The 15,902-nt window shown below is 62.9% G+C and carries 14 protein-coding genes and 1 pseudogene; 13 read left to right on the forward strand and 2 right to left on the reverse strand.

The genetic code is table 11. The features are described from left to right. Positions 1-2 precede the first annotated feature (2 nt). The 5 genes from hpt (at position 3) to P3G66_RS09570 (ending at position 5,320) form a co-directional block, all read left to right on the forward strand. Positions 3-557 carry a hypoxanthine phosphoribosyltransferase gene (gene hpt, locus P3G66_RS09550; protein ID WP_003941159.1) on the forward strand — a complete coding sequence of 185 codons (555 nt, stop codon included), beginning with the start codon at positions 3-5 and terminating at the stop codon, positions 555-557. A 99-nt stretch (positions 558-656) separates the two neighbouring features. Continuing rightward, entirely contained in the window at positions 657-1,034 is a 378-nt protein-coding gene (locus P3G66_RS09555; protein ID WP_030534814.1) for a PH domain-containing protein, read from the forward strand. An 89-nt stretch (positions 1,035-1,123) separates the two neighbouring features. After that, positions 1,124-3,574 carry an AAA family ATPase gene (locus P3G66_RS09560; RefSeq protein WP_276116460.1) on the forward strand — a complete coding sequence of 817 codons (2,451 nt, stop codon included), beginning with the start codon at positions 1,124-1,126 and terminating at the stop codon, positions 3,572-3,574. Further along, on the forward strand, positions 3,571-3,927 hold the full coding sequence (locus tag P3G66_RS09565) for a hypothetical protein (RefSeq protein WP_230587424.1): 357 nt from the start codon (positions 3,571-3,573) through the stop codon (positions 3,925-3,927). The genes P3G66_RS09560 and P3G66_RS09565 overlap by 4 nt, the downstream gene beginning before the upstream one ends. A 91-nt stretch (positions 3,928-4,018) precedes the next feature. Continuing rightward, on the forward strand, positions 4,019-5,320 hold the full coding sequence (locus tag P3G66_RS09570) for a hypothetical protein (protein WP_276116461.1): 1,302 nt from the start codon (positions 4,019-4,021) through the stop codon (positions 5,318-5,320). 73 nt (positions 5,321-5,393) lie between these two features. Here the strand turns inward: P3G66_RS09570 and P3G66_RS09575 are convergent. Both P3G66_RS09575 and P3G66_RS09580 read right to left on the reverse strand, forming a co-directional pair. Further along, a pseudogene (locus tag P3G66_RS09575) lies at positions 5,394-6,803 on the reverse strand (acyl-CoA synthetase). Positions 6,804-6,831: 28 nt separating this feature from the next. Beyond that, positions 6,832-8,172: an SLC13 family permease gene (locus P3G66_RS09580; protein WP_003945503.1), complete on the reverse strand. Its 1,341-nt coding sequence runs from the start codon at positions 8,170-8,172 to the stop codon at positions 6,832-6,834. Between the two features lie 99 nt (positions 8,173-8,271). Here P3G66_RS09580 and P3G66_RS09585 point away from each other — a divergent pair, with 99 nt between their 5' ends. The 8 genes from P3G66_RS09585 (at position 8,272) to P3G66_RS09620 (ending at position 15,839) form a co-directional block, all read left to right on the forward strand. Continuing rightward, a complete protein-coding gene (locus tag P3G66_RS09585) occupies positions 8,272-8,919 on the forward strand; it encodes a GntR family transcriptional regulator (RefSeq protein WP_276116462.1) in 648 nt (215 codons plus the stop codon). A 267-nt stretch (positions 8,920-9,186) separates the two neighbouring features. Beyond that, positions 9,187-11,754 carry an ATP-dependent zinc metalloprotease FtsH gene (gene ftsH / locus P3G66_RS09590; RefSeq protein WP_007727005.1) on the forward strand — a complete coding sequence of 856 codons (2,568 nt, stop codon included), beginning with the start codon at positions 9,187-9,189 and terminating at the stop codon, positions 11,752-11,754. 59 nt (positions 11,755-11,813) lie between these two features. Continuing rightward, complete coding sequence (gene folE / locus P3G66_RS09595) at positions 11,814-12,431, forward strand: GTP cyclohydrolase I FolE (protein WP_019746783.1); 618 nt, start codon at positions 11,814-11,816, stop codon at positions 12,429-12,431. A 5-nt stretch (positions 12,432-12,436) separates the two neighbouring features. Beyond that, the gene (folP, locus tag P3G66_RS09600; protein ID WP_020968349.1) at positions 12,437-13,297 is read left to right on the forward strand and encodes a dihydropteroate synthase; all 861 of its coding nucleotides are present in this window, start codon (positions 12,437-12,439) and stop codon (positions 13,295-13,297) included. A gap of 1 nt (position 13,298) precedes the next feature. Then, positions 13,299-13,664, forward strand: a complete 366-nt coding sequence (gene folB, locus P3G66_RS09605) for a dihydroneopterin aldolase (RefSeq protein WP_003945780.1) — start codon at positions 13,299-13,301, stop codon at positions 13,662-13,664. Next, a complete protein-coding gene (folK, locus tag P3G66_RS09610) occupies positions 13,661-14,164 on the forward strand; it encodes a 2-amino-4-hydroxy-6-hydroxymethyldihydropteridine diphosphokinase (protein WP_007727001.1) in 504 nt (167 codons plus the stop codon). The genes folB and folK overlap by 4 nt, the downstream gene beginning before the upstream one ends. A gap of 17 nt (positions 14,165-14,181) precedes the next feature. Then, the gene (locus P3G66_RS09615; protein ID WP_153213529.1) at positions 14,182-14,649 is read left to right on the forward strand and encodes a DUF3180 domain-containing protein; all 468 of its coding nucleotides are present in this window, start codon (positions 14,182-14,184) and stop codon (positions 14,647-14,649) included. Between the two features lie 68 nt (positions 14,650-14,717). Then, positions 14,718-15,839 carry a DUF6779 domain-containing protein gene (locus P3G66_RS09620; RefSeq protein WP_193748391.1) on the forward strand — a complete coding sequence of 374 codons (1,122 nt, stop codon included), beginning with the start codon at positions 14,718-14,720 and terminating at the stop codon, positions 15,837-15,839. Positions 15,840-15,902: the final 63 nt, after the last annotated feature.

Below are 15,902 nucleotides of genomic sequence, written 5' to 3' on the forward strand. Positions count from 1 at the left end.
GCGTGTACGAGGGCGACATCGCATCGGTACTGATCTCCGAAGAACAGATCCGTGCACGAACGGCGGAACTGGCTGAGGACATCGCCAAGCGTTACCCGGCAGGCGCCCCCGAAGGGGATCTCCTGCTGATCGGCGTCCTCAAGGGAGCGGTCTTCTTCATGACCGACTTCGCCCGCGCCCTGCCGATCCCGTCGCAGATGGAATTCATGGCCGTGAGCTCCTACGGATCCTCGACCTCGTCTTCGGGTGTCGTCCGCATCCTCAAGGACCTCGACAAGGACATCGCCGGTCGCCACGTGCTGATCGTCGAGGACATCATCGACTCCGGTCTCACGCTGTCGTGGCTGATGCGCAACCTCAAGACACGTAATCCCGCTTCGCTCGAGGTCGTCACCCTGCTCCGCAAGCCGGATGCGGTCAAGATCGACGTCGACGTCCGCGACGTGGGCTTCGACATCCCCAACGAGTTCGTCGTAGGTTACGGCCTCGACTACGCCGAGCGGTACCGCGATCTGCCGTACATCGGCACCCTGGACCCCGAGGTCTACGGCGGCTGAGCCTGCTCGCCGGTAACACCACTGACTCGTCCACCGATAGCGTCGCTGTCGCCTTCGACCGTGGAGGCAACTTGGACGAGCACGGAGGTATCGGGCCTGATGGGTCTCATGGACGGGTTGATCGGTAACGCTGGAAAGATCGATCCCGCTGCGGCGCACCACGAATACGCGCGTCTGCTCGGACACGGGGAGCAGGTTCATGCGGCGTATCAGTTGGTTCGCGACGCATTTCTGTTCACGAATCGGCGACTCTTGATGGTCGACAAGCAGGGGCTGACGGGTCGCAAGATCGAGTACCACAGTGTGCCGTACCGGTCGATCACCCACTTCGCGGTCGAGACAGCCGGAACCTTCGATCTCGACGCCGAGCTGAAGATATGGATCTCGGGGAACGCGACACCGATCCAGAAACAGTTCACCAAGCAGGTCGACATCTACGAAGTCCAGGCGATCCTGTCGCATTTTGTCGTGTCCTGATGTGCAGCTGAGCTCCCTCGCCAAGACGTACTGTCGGTCCCATATGAAACCGTTGGGTCGGTTGGGATCGACGAGGCGAGGGAGTTTTGGTGACAACTGCCAACAGAGATGCAGAAAGATCGCTCGACGAGGTTGTCTGGGACGCGATCGACGAAGACACGAATCTGCCTGATGCGGCGAAGTATCTCGTTCTTGCAGCACTCGAGGGTGATGATGCGCTCAGCAAGCAGATTGGCGGTACGGAGCAGCTGAGAACCCGACCCGAAACCGCCAGCGGCCCAGCAGAAGAACCAGTTGGAGCATTCCTTACATCTATCTCGGTCGCCGGCTTCCGCGGCATCGGACCGAAAGCCGTTCTCGATCTGCATCCTGCGCCTGGCATCACGATCGTCAGTGGACGCAACGGGTCGGGTAAGTCGAGTTTTGCGGAAGCTCTTGAATTTGCAGTTACCAGCTCGAGCTACCGGTGGAAAAACAAGGCGAAATTATGGGCTGACAGCTGGCGAAACCTGCACAGCCCGGATCCATGCGAGGTGCGCGTTGGGCTGACCGTCGAGGGTTCCGAACCGACCGTCGTCGCCGTCAACTGGCCGATCGGTGCCACGTTGCACGACAACGAAGCGTGGACCCAGACGGGCAAACAGAGGCGCACTGTCGGTACCGACGAACTCGGATGGAAGTCCGCCGTCGAGCTGCATCGGCCGATCTTGTCTTACGACGAGATCGGAGGGCTGGTCGAGGACAGCCCGTCCACGCTGTACGACGCACTTGCAAAGCTATTGGGACTGGACGAGATCGCGGACGCCGAGAAACGGCTTACCGCCGCGCTGAAGTCTGCCAAGACTGCGCGTCAGTGCGCGAATGAGGAGCTGCGTCAACTCAAGGAAATTGTCGCCGAATCAGCAGACGAGCGTGCACAAACCGCCGTCACTCAGTTGAAGAAGCGGACTCACGATCTCGACGAGGTGCTTGCGCTCGCCACAGGCTCTGGTTCGGCTGTCGCGTCCACCCTGTCTGGTCTGCGCAGGTGCGCGAATCTGGCGGTCCCACAGAAGCCGGCGATCGACATGGTTGTCGCCGATCTTCGGGTTGCGGTCGCCGACACCGTCGAGCACGCTGGCGATGCTTTGTCGGTAGTGGAACAGCGCAGCGATATCCTCGATAGAGCCATTCAATTGCACCGTGAGACAGGCACAATCGAGTGCCCGGTATGTGCGGCGGGGGTACTCGACGACGCCTGGGCTACGCAATCCCGAACGCGCCTCGCGGAACAGAACAGCAAGCTGGGGAAGTATCGGCAGTCTCGACGCGATCTTGACAACGCATGTCGGGCAGCAAAGGAATTGCTGAACGAGCTGGTGCGTCTGGAAACGGTCGAGGGTCCCGAATTGGGGTCGTTGATCCGGTACCGAGACTCAGTGGCCGCTGCCCAAGGTGCGCCGACCGGGGTAACCGAGCTCGCCGAGCACATCGAGAAGACCTTGCCTGCCGTGATCGACGCTGCGAACGCCGTGCGCGAAGAGGCGGCGGTCGCAATCGCCGAGCAGGAAGACACATGGGCTCCGATCGCGGGTCGTTTGATGACGTGGGTCAACCTCGAGCGTGACGCACGATTGAGTGATGACACCGTCAAAGCCCTGGATGCGGCGAAGAGGTGGGTAGCCGCCCATGCCGCAGAACTGCGGAATCAGAGACTCGAGCCGATCGCGGAGCAGGCGCGCGAGATTTGGTCGGAGCTCAGGCAGGAAAGCAACGTCGACATCGGGTCGATCAGCCTGGAAGGCAGCAATACTCGACGCAGGGCGGTGCTGAAAGGGTCGGTGGACGGAGTGCCGACCGAAGCATTGGCGGTGATGAGTCAGGGGGAGTTGCACGCTCTGGCGCTTGCACTGTTCATTCCGCGTGCGACCACACCGAACAGTCCGTTCCGCTTCATCGTTCTCGATGATCCGATTCAGGCGATGGACCCGGCCAAGATCGACGGGTTCATCCGAGTTTTGTCGAAGCTGTCGGAGACACGGCAGGTCATCGTGTTCTCCCACGACGACCGATTGGCCACTGCGATACGGCAACTTGCGGTGAATGCGCGACTGGTCGAGGTTGCACGTGAGACCGGATCGCAGGTCTGTGTCGCAGAGACACTGAACCAGGCGACTCGCTATGTGGACGACGTCCGCGCGCTGGTGCTCGACGAGAACGTTCCCGACGAGGTCAAACGCCGAGTGGCACCAGGTTTGTTCCGGTTGGCCTTGGAATCCGCGGCGCAGCAGGTGTATTACGCGAAGCAGCACAAGGCGGGCGAGAGTCGGGTCGATACCGAGAACCGGTGGACGTCGGTGAAAAAGACGCGGGCCAAGATCGCGCTCGCGGTGTACGGCGATGCCGAGAAGCCTTTGTCGCAATGGCAAATTCTGCGAGAAGGGCGCAAAGCGACGCTCAACATTGCCAACGCCGGCTCGCATGTCGGGGCCGACATGTCGATCACGAGGAGCGAAGTGAATGACCTCAGGAAGACGGTCGACGGGATCCTCGCGGAATGACAACACAGATGCCGCCGGCTGTCGTGCTGCGAAATGCGGAGCTACTGCTCGATGGAAGTGTCGGTGCTGCTGGAAGTTCGGCACGGTTGGCTGCTTTTCTGGCCAGGCAGGCATTGGAGGAACTGGTAGCCGAACGGTGTATCGCGCTGAATGCCGAAGCGCCGCAAGCAAGCATGCGCTCGCGATTGGTGATACTGCGTTCCCTCGACACACCGGCACGTGCCGACGCCGCAGCAGTGGCATGGAACAGATTGAGCAATGTCTGTCATCACCATGCGTATGAACTTGCGCCGACCGTCGCCGAGGTGCGGCATTTGTGTGGAGTTGTTGCCGTCCTGTTGGAGAGCGGCTGACTCGAAGCTGATGACGGGAACCGAGACAGGGGCAAACATATTTGTGCGTGCTCGGATAGCGTGAGCGCGACGTAACCGAGGAAGGCTCGATGTGGTCGACAATGACAATGTAATTCCGGTGTGGACGCTTGCTACAAAGCAGGCGGAGGTGCCCGCTATTCCGGAAGAGGGAACCATGATGCCCGACCGACTGGCGGAGTTGCGGACAGTCCTGGCGGTGTTGGCCGAGACCCCGATCGCAACACTCGAGGCGCATCCGCTTCCGAAGTCGATCGACCTCGATCGAGGGATCTCCCTGGATAGTGCGAGTCCACTGGCTACCCATCTGTCGCAGCTGATCAGCCAGACATCCAAAGCTTCGTCGAGTTCAGCGGTCGCGAGTGGCGAGACGTTGTACCGCATGGTTGTCCCGGCAAAAGTCGCCGCGCAAGTTGGCAGTGGGCTGGTGAAACCGATGACGTCCAAGGCGGCGGCGGGTGGCGTGCACAGTGCGCTTATCGGATCTTCGGGGATTGCTGCGCAGGCCTCGTTCGTGCCTGTTGCAGGACAGGCAGCCGCGGTTGGTGCCGCTGGCGGGTCCGCCGCGACGGCAGGTCTTGCAGCAGCCAGTGCGGGTGCACTGACAGTCGCGGCTCCCCTGGTGTTGATGGCAGTCGCGGTTGGTGTCAGCGCCCACGCCGACCACAAGCGTGAACTCGCAATCGAGAACATCACCAAGTTACTCGAGAAGCTCCACGATGACGCGTTGCAAAAGGAACGTAACTCCCTGAACGGATGTCGGGGCGCGATCGACACTGCGACTGCGATTCTGCTCGATCAGGGACGCATCGGCGCGTCAGTTGGACTGGACTCCGCCGTACACGCGATCAGTGTCGGTATGGCGGATGCCGAAGGGCGACTGAAGAAATGGCAGCAGGGACTCGACGCATTGAAGACCGGTCGCGTCGAGCTCGATACTCTGCGAAAAGCGTTCACCGGAATCGACGAGGACGGTGGCGAGTTCCGCGCCCACCTCGAGCTTGCCGCACTCGCTATCGCGCTCAAGAAGCGTGTGATCGTCCTTCAAGCTGTGGAGCACGCTCAGATGGACGAAGCCAACCCTTTCGAGAGCTTCACTCGCGCGTTGAAGAGCGATCAGCAGCGTGTCGCGAAGTTGGAGTCGGGCATCGCGTCACTGCTCATGGGACTTTCCGAGCTGAGGCTTGACCGATCCCACGGTGTTCGTGATTTTGTGTTCAAGTCGAGTGAAGTCGACAAGATGCTGCGGACCGCATACCTGTTGCGGGAGCTGGGAGATGGGGTCGCAATGTCGGACAACGAATCCGACGTGGCGATCGAGATCGCAAGACGGCGTGATGGATCGGTTGTCGTCTTTCCCGCCCTGGCCGCTTAGTCCGAGCTGACTCGCACCGCAAATGAGCACGTAGCAGCCACTGGGTTCGTCGGTGGCTGCTACAGGTCCAGCCTCAGAGCGTCAGCAGCTTCTTCTGGACTTTGCCCATAGCGTTGCGGGGCAAGCTGTCCACCAGACAAACCTGGCGTGGGCGCTTGTGGATCGACAGTGATTCGGCGACGAAGTCCGAAACCACAGCGCAGTCGGCTACGTCGCCGACGATGAACGCGACTATGCGCTGTCCGAGATCGTCGTCCGGCACACCGACGACGGCGGCCTCGCGAACGCCGGGGTATGCCAGAAGTACCTGTTCCACCTCGCCTGCACCGATGCGGTATCCACCGGACTTGATCATGTCGACCGACTCGCGACCTACGATGCGGTGGAATCCGCTGTCGTCGATCACCGCGATGTCGCCGGTGCGGAACCAGCCGTCTTCGGTCATGGATTCCGCTGTCTTCGAGGGGTTCCCGAGGTACTCGTCGAAGAGAACGGCGCCCGCAACTTCCAGTTGCCCAAGCTGCTCTCCGTCGTGCGCCGACAATTGGCCGTTCTCGCCGCGCAACCTCGTCCTGACTCCCGGAACGGCGTGCCCGACTTAACCCGGGCGACGTTCGCCGTCGTGCGTCGTGCTGACGGTGATGAGGGTTTCACTCATTCCGTAGCGCTCGACGGGAGCCAACCCGGTCAGCGATTTCATCCGCTCGAACAATGGAACCGGAAGTGGTGCACTTCCGGACACGAGCAAGCGCGCGGATCGCAATGCTGCTGCCGCCGAGGGCTCACCGCACACGCGTGACCAGACGGTCGGAACACCGAAGTACAACGAGCCACCCGCTGCGGCATACGAATCCGGAGTTGGTCTGAAGGTATGAATCAGCGGCGAACCCACGCGCAAGGCGCCCAACACGCCGAGAATCAACCCGTGGACGTGGAAGAGGGGCAGTCCGTGGACGAGTGTGTCCTCTGGCGTCCAATTCCACACATGAGCGAGCGCGTCGAGATCCGCTGCGATCGATGCTCGCGAGAGGACAACGCCTTTCGGAGCTCCGGTGGTTCCCGAGGTGTACATGATCAGTGCGGTAGCTGCCGCGCTCGGTTCGGGATAGGACGTCGCAGATCGCGCGTGAATATCGATGGGAATCAACGGGATACTCGAATCCGACGGTCCGTCTCCGAGTATCAGTTCGGCCTGGGAATCGGCGATGATGTGCTGACGTTCGAGCGGGCCGGAGTCCGGCGGGACCGGGACCACGGCAACACCGGCGATCAGTGCGCCGGCGACGGCGACCACTGTCTCGAGGCCGGCGGCGGCTAGTACTGCCACTCGCTGTGCACCGTGGATTCGATCGGCGACCGCGGTGGCGGCGGCCGACAGGTCGGCGCGAGAGAGGGTCGCGCCTTCGCCGAAACTGACCGCCGCCTCGTGGTCGTCGAATGTGCGAGGGTCGAGGGAGCGCAGAAGTGTGGATTCGCTGTTCATCGCGAGTTCCCTTTCTTTGAGAGAAGATTCAGACGGACCAGGGAACAACGAACAGCAACCAGGCGAGGATCGGCGTCACCACCATGATGGTCATGCCCCACCGCATCGTCAGCCCGAACACCACGTCGCGTTCTTCCGGAGCGGCGTTCGCCACCACCAGTGCGCCATTGGTCGAGAACGGACTGCAATCGACCAGAGACGAGGAGATTGCCAGCGCGATGACCAGACCGGTTGCATTGACCTGACCGGTCATGAGGAATGGAATTGCCAAAGGGATGAGTGCGCCGAGGATTCCCGTGGTGGATGCAAACGCCGACACGATCGCGCCGATCAGACAGATCAAGAACGCCGCGAGAAGTGGAATCCCCACGTGTGCAACAGAATCCCCGAGCCACTGGACGGTGTTCTGGTTCTGCAGAAGAGCGACGTACGTGACGATTCCGCCGATGAGGAGCACGGTGCCCCAGCTGATCTTGTCGACGGCGCCGCGGGCGGAGGCAGGGAAGATCAGGGTGAGAAGTACCGCGACAGTCAGTGCGGTGAAGCCGACGTCAAGGTCGAAGACCAAGGCGCCGAGTGCAAGCGACGCCAGTCCGAGCAGGGTGAGTCGCCGCTCGAGGTTGAGTGCTCCCTCGTGCGGAGCGGTCCCACCCGAGGACTTGCCGCCACCCTTCGAGCTGTCGCCGGAACCCGAACCGGTGATGGTGTCGCCACCGCCAGACGCGTTGCCGACTGCGCTGACGAGCACGCGCTCCGAGGCGCCGCGTGCAATCAATGCGCGACCGCCGAACGAGACGTACGCGATTGCGGCAACAACGGCCGCGGCTGCGAAGGTCGAGACGAACAGCAAGGCCGGGCTCGACGGGAGGCCGTTCTGACGCATGACGTCGTTGGTGATCACACCGAAGATTCCGATAGGGGAGAAGCTGCCCGCCGTTGCGCCCTGGACGACCATGAAGCCCATCAGCATGGGGTGGATCCGGTAGCGGGTGGCGAAGCCCATTGCCACAGGCGCGATGATGGCGACGGCAGCGGGACTGACCGCGCCCATGGCGGTGACGGCCGCGCACACCGCGAACATCGCCCACGGCACGAGGGCCACTCGTCCTCTGACCGCGCGGACTGCCGCGTGAATGATCCAGTCGACCGTGCCGTTGTTTCTGGCCAGCGCGAACAGGTAGGTGACGCCGACCAGGATGACGAAGAGACTGGCCGGGAAGCCGTCGAGGATCTCGCTGGTATCGACGGTGAAGACCAGTGTTCCGACGACGAAGGCAGCCACCAGGGCGAGCGCACCCATGTTCACCGACCTCACGGTGGATATGACGAACACCAGGACAAGTACTGACAGGGCTATGACATTTGCCATCGAACTCTCAATCCGTTCGCGACCAGCTTGTGGTCTGCATCACTTGGAATTGGCCTAGCCTCTCTGCCACTGCTCCATTTGTCAAGTACACTCCGAGGCATGAATTCGACGTCATCGCCCGGCTCGCGCTCGGGCCTGCCCGGACGATTGAAGCGTCCGCGCCTGTATGAGCAGTTGGCCGAGCACATTTCGAATTTCATCGAGGCTCAAGGTCTTTCGCCCGGTGATCGGCTTCCTCCCGAACGCAGCCTGGCTGCCGAACTCGGCGTGAGTCGCGCGTCGCTGGCTCAAGCGCTCGTGGCCCTCGAGATTCGGGGCAGAGTCGAAGTTCAGCACGGTAACGGCGCAGTGATTCGTGAAGCTCCGACGCCCGACGCGGGCCGCTCTGCGGACTCGGGAGTGCGGCTACAGGACCGAACCGTCGACGAACTGACTGCCGCCAGGGAGGCGATCATGGCCGGCCTGGCTCGGGCGGCGGCGTCGAATCCCAACGCTGCGCTTCGGGTCGCGATGTTGACCGACGACGGGACCGCGAGAAACTTCGCCGAGACATGGCGCTGCGTCAGGCACCTGGCCGGTGGCGGCTTATTGGCTGATCTCGACGACACCATCGCCAAGCAGGCGGACGTGCCCGAGTCCTCGGCGCGACTGTCTGCGCGACTCGATCAGCTCGCCCACCGGATCATCGACGGTGACCAATCGGGCGCCGCTGACGCTGTTGCGGGAATCCTCTCCGAAACGGCCTGACGAATAACGACGGACGAGCGTCGGAAAAGCGCACGATAACCACTATGAGCATGTTCGCTCACAGGAAACTGTGCTGCGACGTAGCCCGGGAACCTGATCGGCAATGCGCACGTTGAACACAGTGACGACCGTTCCAACCAAGCGGCACGGCCGCTGGCGGGCATCGATGGGGCCGATCGCGGTAACCTGCAGGTGTCCGGTTGGCAGCCGGAAGGCGACCTGGCAGACCCGCACTCTCGAAAGGACCGGCCACATCGGCCGACCTGTATGAACCGTAAGACTGTGTTCCGTAACGTGCTACTCGTAGCCGTCGTGCTGTTGGTGATCTATGCCTTCAGCTACTTCAGCAACGACACCCGCGACTTCAAGACCGTCGACACCTCGGTCGCGATCTCCCAACTCGACGCCAAGAACGTTGAGTCGGCGCAGATCGACGATCGTGAGCAGCAGGTTCGTCTGTGGCTCAAGAACGGCAACGACGCCACCGACGGTAAGACGCAGATCCTGGCGAAGTACCCCGCGAGTGCGTCGGAGCAGATCTTCGACAAGGTCGAAGGCGCCGGTGCGGACAAGTTCAACACGACGGTCACTCAGGAGAGCTGGCTGACGTCGATCCTTCTGTTCGTGCTGCCGATGATCATTCTGTTCGGCATCTTCTTCTTCGTCATGAACCGGATGCAGGGCGGCGGTGGTCGCGGCGGAGTCATGGGATTCGGTAAGTCGAAGGCCAAGCAGCTCACCAAGGACATGCCGAAAACCACGTTCGCCGACGTCGCCGGTGCGGACGAGGCTGTCGAAGAGCTGTACGAGATCAAGGACTTCCTGCAGAACCCGGCCCGCTACCAGGCGCTCGGCGCCAAGATTCCGCGCGGTGTCCTGCTGTACGGCCCTCCCGGAACCGGTAAGACGCTGCTCGCACGCGCTGTCGCAGGCGAAGCCGGCGTCCCGTTCTTCACCATCTCCGGTTCTGACTTCGTCGAGATGTTCGTCGGTGTCGGTGCTTCGCGTGTTCGCGACATGTTCGAGCAGGCCAAGCAGAACAGCCCCTGCATCATCTTCGTCGACGAGATCGACGCCGTCGGTCGTCAGCGCGGCGCAGGCCTGGGCGGCGGACACGACGAGCGCGAGCAGACACTCAACCAGTTGCTCGTCGAGATGGACGGCTTCGGTGATCGCACCGGCATCATCTTGATCGCCGCAACCAACCGCCCCGACATCCTCGACCCCGCACTGCTGCGTCCGGGACGCTTCGATCGCCAGATTCCGGTCGGCGCCCCCGACCTCGCAGGTCGCCGCGCGATCCTGCGCGTGCACTCGCAGGGCAAGCCGATCGATCCCAACGCCGACCTCGAAGGTCTCGCCAAGCGGACCGTCGGAATGTCGGGTGCTGATCTCGCCAACGTCATCAACGAGGCTGCGCTGCTCACCGCACGCGAAAACGGAACCGTCATCACCGAAGCCTCGCTCGAGGAATCGGTGGACCGTGTTGTCGGTGGACCGCGGCGTAAGAGTCGCATCATCAGCGAGCACGAGAAGAAGATCACGGCGTACCACGAGGGCGGTCACACGCTGGCTGCTTGGGCAATGCCTGACATCGAGCCGGTCTACAAGGTCACGATCCTCGCTCGCGGACGCACCGGCGGCCACGCGATGACCGTGCCCGAGGACGACAAGGGTTTGATGACGCGTTCGGAGATGATCGCTCGTCTCGTCATGGCAATGGGTGGACGCGCCGCCGAGGAGTTGGTGTTCCACGAGCCCACCACCGGAGCGTCGTCCGATATCGACATGGCGACCAAGATCGCCCGCGCGATGGTCACCGAATACGGCATGAGTGCCAAGCTCGGCGCGGTTCGCTACGGACAGGAGGGCGGGGATCCGTTCCTCGGCCGTTCGATGGGCGTTCAGTCCGACTACTCACACGAGATCGCCCGTGAAATCGACGAAGAGGTGCGCAACCTCATCGAGGCAGCGCACACCGAAGCGTGGGCAATCCTCAACGAGTACCGCGATGCGCTCGACCTCATCGCTACCGAACTGCTCGAGCGTGAGACGTTGACTCGCAAGGACCTCGAGAAGATCCTTGCCGGCGTCGAAAAGCGTCCGCGCATCACGGCTTTCAACGATTTCGGTGGGCGCACGCCTTCGGATCGTCCGCCGGTGAAGACTCCTCGCGAACTCGCGATCGAGCGCGGCGAAACCTGGCCGGAGCCCGCTGCCGCACCTGTTCTCGTCAAGGCAGGTGCACCCAACAGCGGTGCACCCAACGGTGGTCTCCCCAACAACGGTGGTCTCCCCAACAACGGCAACCAGGGACCCTCGAACGGCTACGCACAGCCTTCGTACCCGCAGCCGAGTGCTCCGCAGCAGACTCCGCAACCGGGGACACCCGACTACGGAGCGCCCGCCGGATGGTCGGCACCGGGTTGGCCTCCGCGTGAGAACCCGTCGCCGACGTACCCCGGACAGCAGTCGGGTGGGTACACCGGTGGACAGAATCCGACCCCGCCGAACCAGTCGCAGGGCCAGTACGGTCAGCCCCAACACGGTCAGCCCCAGCAGCCCGATCAGGGGCAGTACGGCCAGCCGCACCCGGGGCAGCAGGCGTACCCGGAGCAGCCGCATCCCGGCCGCCGTTACCCCGCGCAGCCCGATTACCCGGTGCAGTACCCGGACAGTGGACCCTTCGCCGATCCGAACCGGGGAAACCCGTCGGGTGAAAACCAGTGGCAGAGCCCCGCACCGGAACAGCCGCAAACTCCTCCGCCGCATCATTCGGCTGAGGACGAGGGACCGAGCACCGTTCGCTGGGACGGACCGGACGGATCTCGCTGACCTTGCGCCACTAGGCTCTGCGGCGGGGGACCTGTGAACAATTCTCGAGGAGAGTTCGGTTGTCGGTGAATGATGTGGCCAGTGAACTGGTGTCGCTCGGAACGGGCCGCCCGTTCGATCAGGCGCGAGCAGAGGCTGCCGTACGGGAATTGTTGATCGCGGTCGGGGAAGATCCGGAGCGCCCAGGCCTGCTCGATACGCCGGCCCGGGTTGCGCGCTCGTACAAGGAGATCTTCGCGGGTCTGTACTCCGAACCTGACGACGCGTTGAACACAACTTTCGACGAGGGTCACCAGGAGTTGGTGCTTGTGCGAGACATTCCGATGTTCTCGACGTGCGAGCACCACCTGGTGTCCTTCCACGGTGTTGCTCACGTTGGCTACATCCCGGGAAAGTCGGGCAAGGTCACCGGTTTGTCGAAGCTCGCGCGCGTCGTCGACCTGTACGCCAAGCGTCCGCAGGTTCAAGAACGCCTGACCAGTCAGATCGCGGATGCTTTGATGCGCAAGCTCGACCCGCGTGGAGCCATCGTCGTCATCGAAGCCGAGCATCTGTGCATGGCGATGCGCGGTATCCGCAAGCCCGGAGCCAGCACGACCACGTCTGCGGTTCGTGGGCTCCTGCAATCCAGCGCGGCCTCGCGGTCCGAAGCGCTGGACCTCATCCTGCGTAAGTGAGCAAGATGTCCGCGGCTCCCGTTGCAGGCAGCGATCCGGCCCGGATGGTCGTGATGGGGATTCTGAACGTCACCGCCGATTCGTTTTCCGACGGTGGTCAATTTCTCGATCGTGACGCGGCGATCGCTCGCGGACTCGAACTGCAACGCATCGGCGTCGACATCGTCGACGTCGGCGGCGAGTCGACGCGCCCCGGAGCCACCCGTGTCGATCCGAAACTCGAGGCGGACCGAATTGCCCCGGTGATCGAAGAACTCGTGGCAGCCGGAATTCGCGTCAGCGTCGACACGATGCGTGCTTCCGTTGCCGCCGCCGCGATCGAAGCGGGCGCAGGCATCGTCAACGACGTATCGGGTGGTCGCGCAGACCCCGACATGGCCTCCGTTGTGGCCGACGCCGGAGTGCCCTGGATCCTCATGCATTGGCGCTCGGCCGGTGACTACGTCCATCGTGGCAGCGCCGATCACTACGACGACGTGGTCCGCGACGTCCGTGACGAACTGCTGTCGCAGGTCGATCTGGCGTTGAAGGCAGGGGTCGATTCGTCGTCGATCATCCTCGACCCCGGCCTCGGGTTCGCTAAGAACGCCGACCACAACTGGGCACTGTTGCGCGCACTACCCGAGTTCAACGCGACCGGATTCCCGGTACTGGTCGGCGCTTCCCGAAAGCGGTTCCTGGGGTCTCTGCTCAGCGATCCCGACGGCAATCCGCGTCCACCTGGTGGCCGCGAGACTGCGACGGCCGTGGTCTCCGCCCTTGCAGCGCGCGAAGGCGCCTGGGGAGTTCGGGTGCACGACGCACAAGCTTCGCTCGACGCCATTGCCGTGGTCGACGCCTGGAACCGTGGACGAGAAAGGGCCTGACATGGGGGACCGAATCGAATTGCGCGGACTGAAGGTTCGCGGCAATCACGGAGTGTTCGACCACGAGAAGCGTGACGGTCAGGACTTCTTCATCGACATCACCGTATGGATGGACTTGGCTCCCGCCGCGGCGTCGGACGACCTGACGCAGACCCTGCACTACGGCGAGTTGGCGGAAGCCGCCGCAGCGATAGTCGCCGGCCCGTCGCGCGATCTCATCGAGACCGTCGCCGCGGAGATCGCCGACGACGTCATGAAAGATTCGCGAGTCGAGAGCGTCGAGGTTGTTGTCCACAAACCGTCGGCACCGATTCCGCTGGTTTTTGCGGACGTCGCCGTCGTCGCACATCGGACCCGATCGGCATGACGCGCGCTGTTCTGTCGATCGGTTCCAACATCGGCGACAGCGTGGCTCACCTGCAGTCCGTTGTCGACGGGTTGGGCAGCGCCGTCGTTGCTGTCTCACCGGTCTACTCGACCGCGCCGTGGGGTGGCGTCGAGCAGCAGGATTTCTACAACGCGGTGGTGGTGGTCGACGATCCCGAAGCCGATGCCGCTGAATGGCTTCGCCGCTCGCAAGCTCTCGAGGAAGCCGCAGACCGGGTGCGCGAACAGCGGTGGGGGCCACGGAGCCTGGACGTGGACGTAGTCGACTGCGAAGGCGTCGTCAGTTCCGATCCCGTGCTCACACTTCCGCATCCGCGCGCGCATCTTCGGGCATTCGTTCTCGTTCCTTGGCTGGACGTCGAGCCTGACGCGACGCTGATCGTCGACGGCCAGAAGTTGCCGGTGGCACAAATTCTCGACGGCCTCGATCGCACTGAGCGCGAAGGTGTCCGCATTACCGATGTGGTGCTTGCGCGGTGACCGAAAACGACAAGGGTTTGAAGCCGACCCGGATCAGTGAACTCGCGGTACTCGCCGCAGTGGCGGCCGTGGCCACCTGGATTCTGATTCGCGTGTTCTACGGTTCGATGCCGCCCATCCCTGTTTATGCGGGAGCGTCGCTGTACTTCGTGGCCGTTGCCGAGGCCGTCTTCGCTTTTGTCATTCGTTCACGCGTCAAGAACCGGCAGGTCGGCGACGGGCTCAGACAGCTTCATCCGATCACCGCCGCCCGAGCGCTGGCATTGGCCAAAGCATCCGCTTTGGTCGGTTCAGCTACCGTCGGTGTCTGGGTCGGAGTGCTGGTGTATCTCATCCCACAGCGCTCGGTTCTGCAGGCTGCAGCCTCCGACACGCCGGGCGCGTGGGTGGGGTTGGGCGCCGCAATTGCGCTGGTAGCGGCAGCTCTGTGGCTCGAACATTGTTGCAAGACGCCGGAAGATACACCTGACGAGCCTGCGCACTGACAGCCTGGTCGGCAAATCACCCACCGAGGTACGTGGCGACCCCGGTCTCGGCAAGTACCCTGGCAACCATGACAAATTCTGGTCGATCGAAGTCTGCGCGCCGAAGCAAGCGCAGCGCGAGCCAGATGATCATTGCTGCTCTTCTGGCACTTGCTGTCATTGCTTCGCTGTTTCTGATTTTCAGTAACAGCGTTCAGCTTCTTCGGGTGGGTCTGGTCGTCGCTCTGTGGGCAGCCACCCTCGGCGCTATCGCCATGACCAAGTATCGGCGTGAGTCGGCACTGGACAAAGCCAAGGTTGCCGATCTGCAGACCGTGTACGAACTGCAGCTCGAACGTGAAATTTCTGCTCGACGCGAGTACGAACTGAGCGTCGAAGGTCGCGTGCGACGTGAGGTGACCGCGGACGCGGAGGAGCTGGCCGGGTTGCGCGCCGAATTGGTGGCGCTGCGCCGAAACCTCGAAGCACTGTTCGAAGGTGGGCTGCTGCCCGAACAGACCGCGCTCAAGACCGATTCGACGCGAGTGCCGGAACTTGGCGGTAGTTCGTACGGCGCGTACCAGCCGGCACCGTCGGGGTTGTACGTTCCCGGCGCCGGCCAGAGCGGGCCCAGCCAACCGGCACCGAACGTCGGCGGCTTGGCTTCGCCCAACGACGATCCGGTGACTGCTGAGACAACCGTCGTGTTCGCGGAGACGTCGTGGCGTGACAGCAGCTTCGTGGCGCCGCGCGTCATCCCGACCCAGAAGTCTCGAGAGACGCAGAAGTCACAAGAGACGCAGAAGCCCCAGAGCGGGAACCAAGCACCGAGTTCTCCGGTGAGTTCCTCGCCGACACGAACGGTGAAAGACGTTCCGGTGAAGAAGGATTCGGAGCCGGTCGCGCCGGTCGAGCCTGAAGTCAAGGCTCCCGCCCAGGCCCCGAACATCGAAGATGCCGTCATCGAAGACGCTGTCGTCGAAGAGGTGCCCGAGGTTGTTCCCGCGGTTGTTCCCGAAGCTGTCGCGGAAGCTGAACCCGAATCCGCTGCGGAGCCTGACGCGGAGCCGCGACGTCGTCGCCGTGCTGCCCCGGAAGATGCCGCCAGTGGTGCTCATTCCAACGGATTGACCGTCGCCGAAATCATGGCAAACCTGAGTTCGAACAACCCGTCCGAAGGCTCCGGTCGACGCCGTCGCCGAGAGGACTGAGTCGCAGATCACTCGCCCGGCCATGGCATGACGGTTCGGGCGAAGGATATCCTCGGACGCAGA

The sequence above is a fragment of the Rhodococcus sp. C3V genome, assembly GCF_029269915.1.
Classification (GTDB): Bacteria; Actinomycetota; Actinomycetes; order Mycobacteriales; family Mycobacteriaceae; genus Rhodococcus_F; species Rhodococcus_F qingshengii.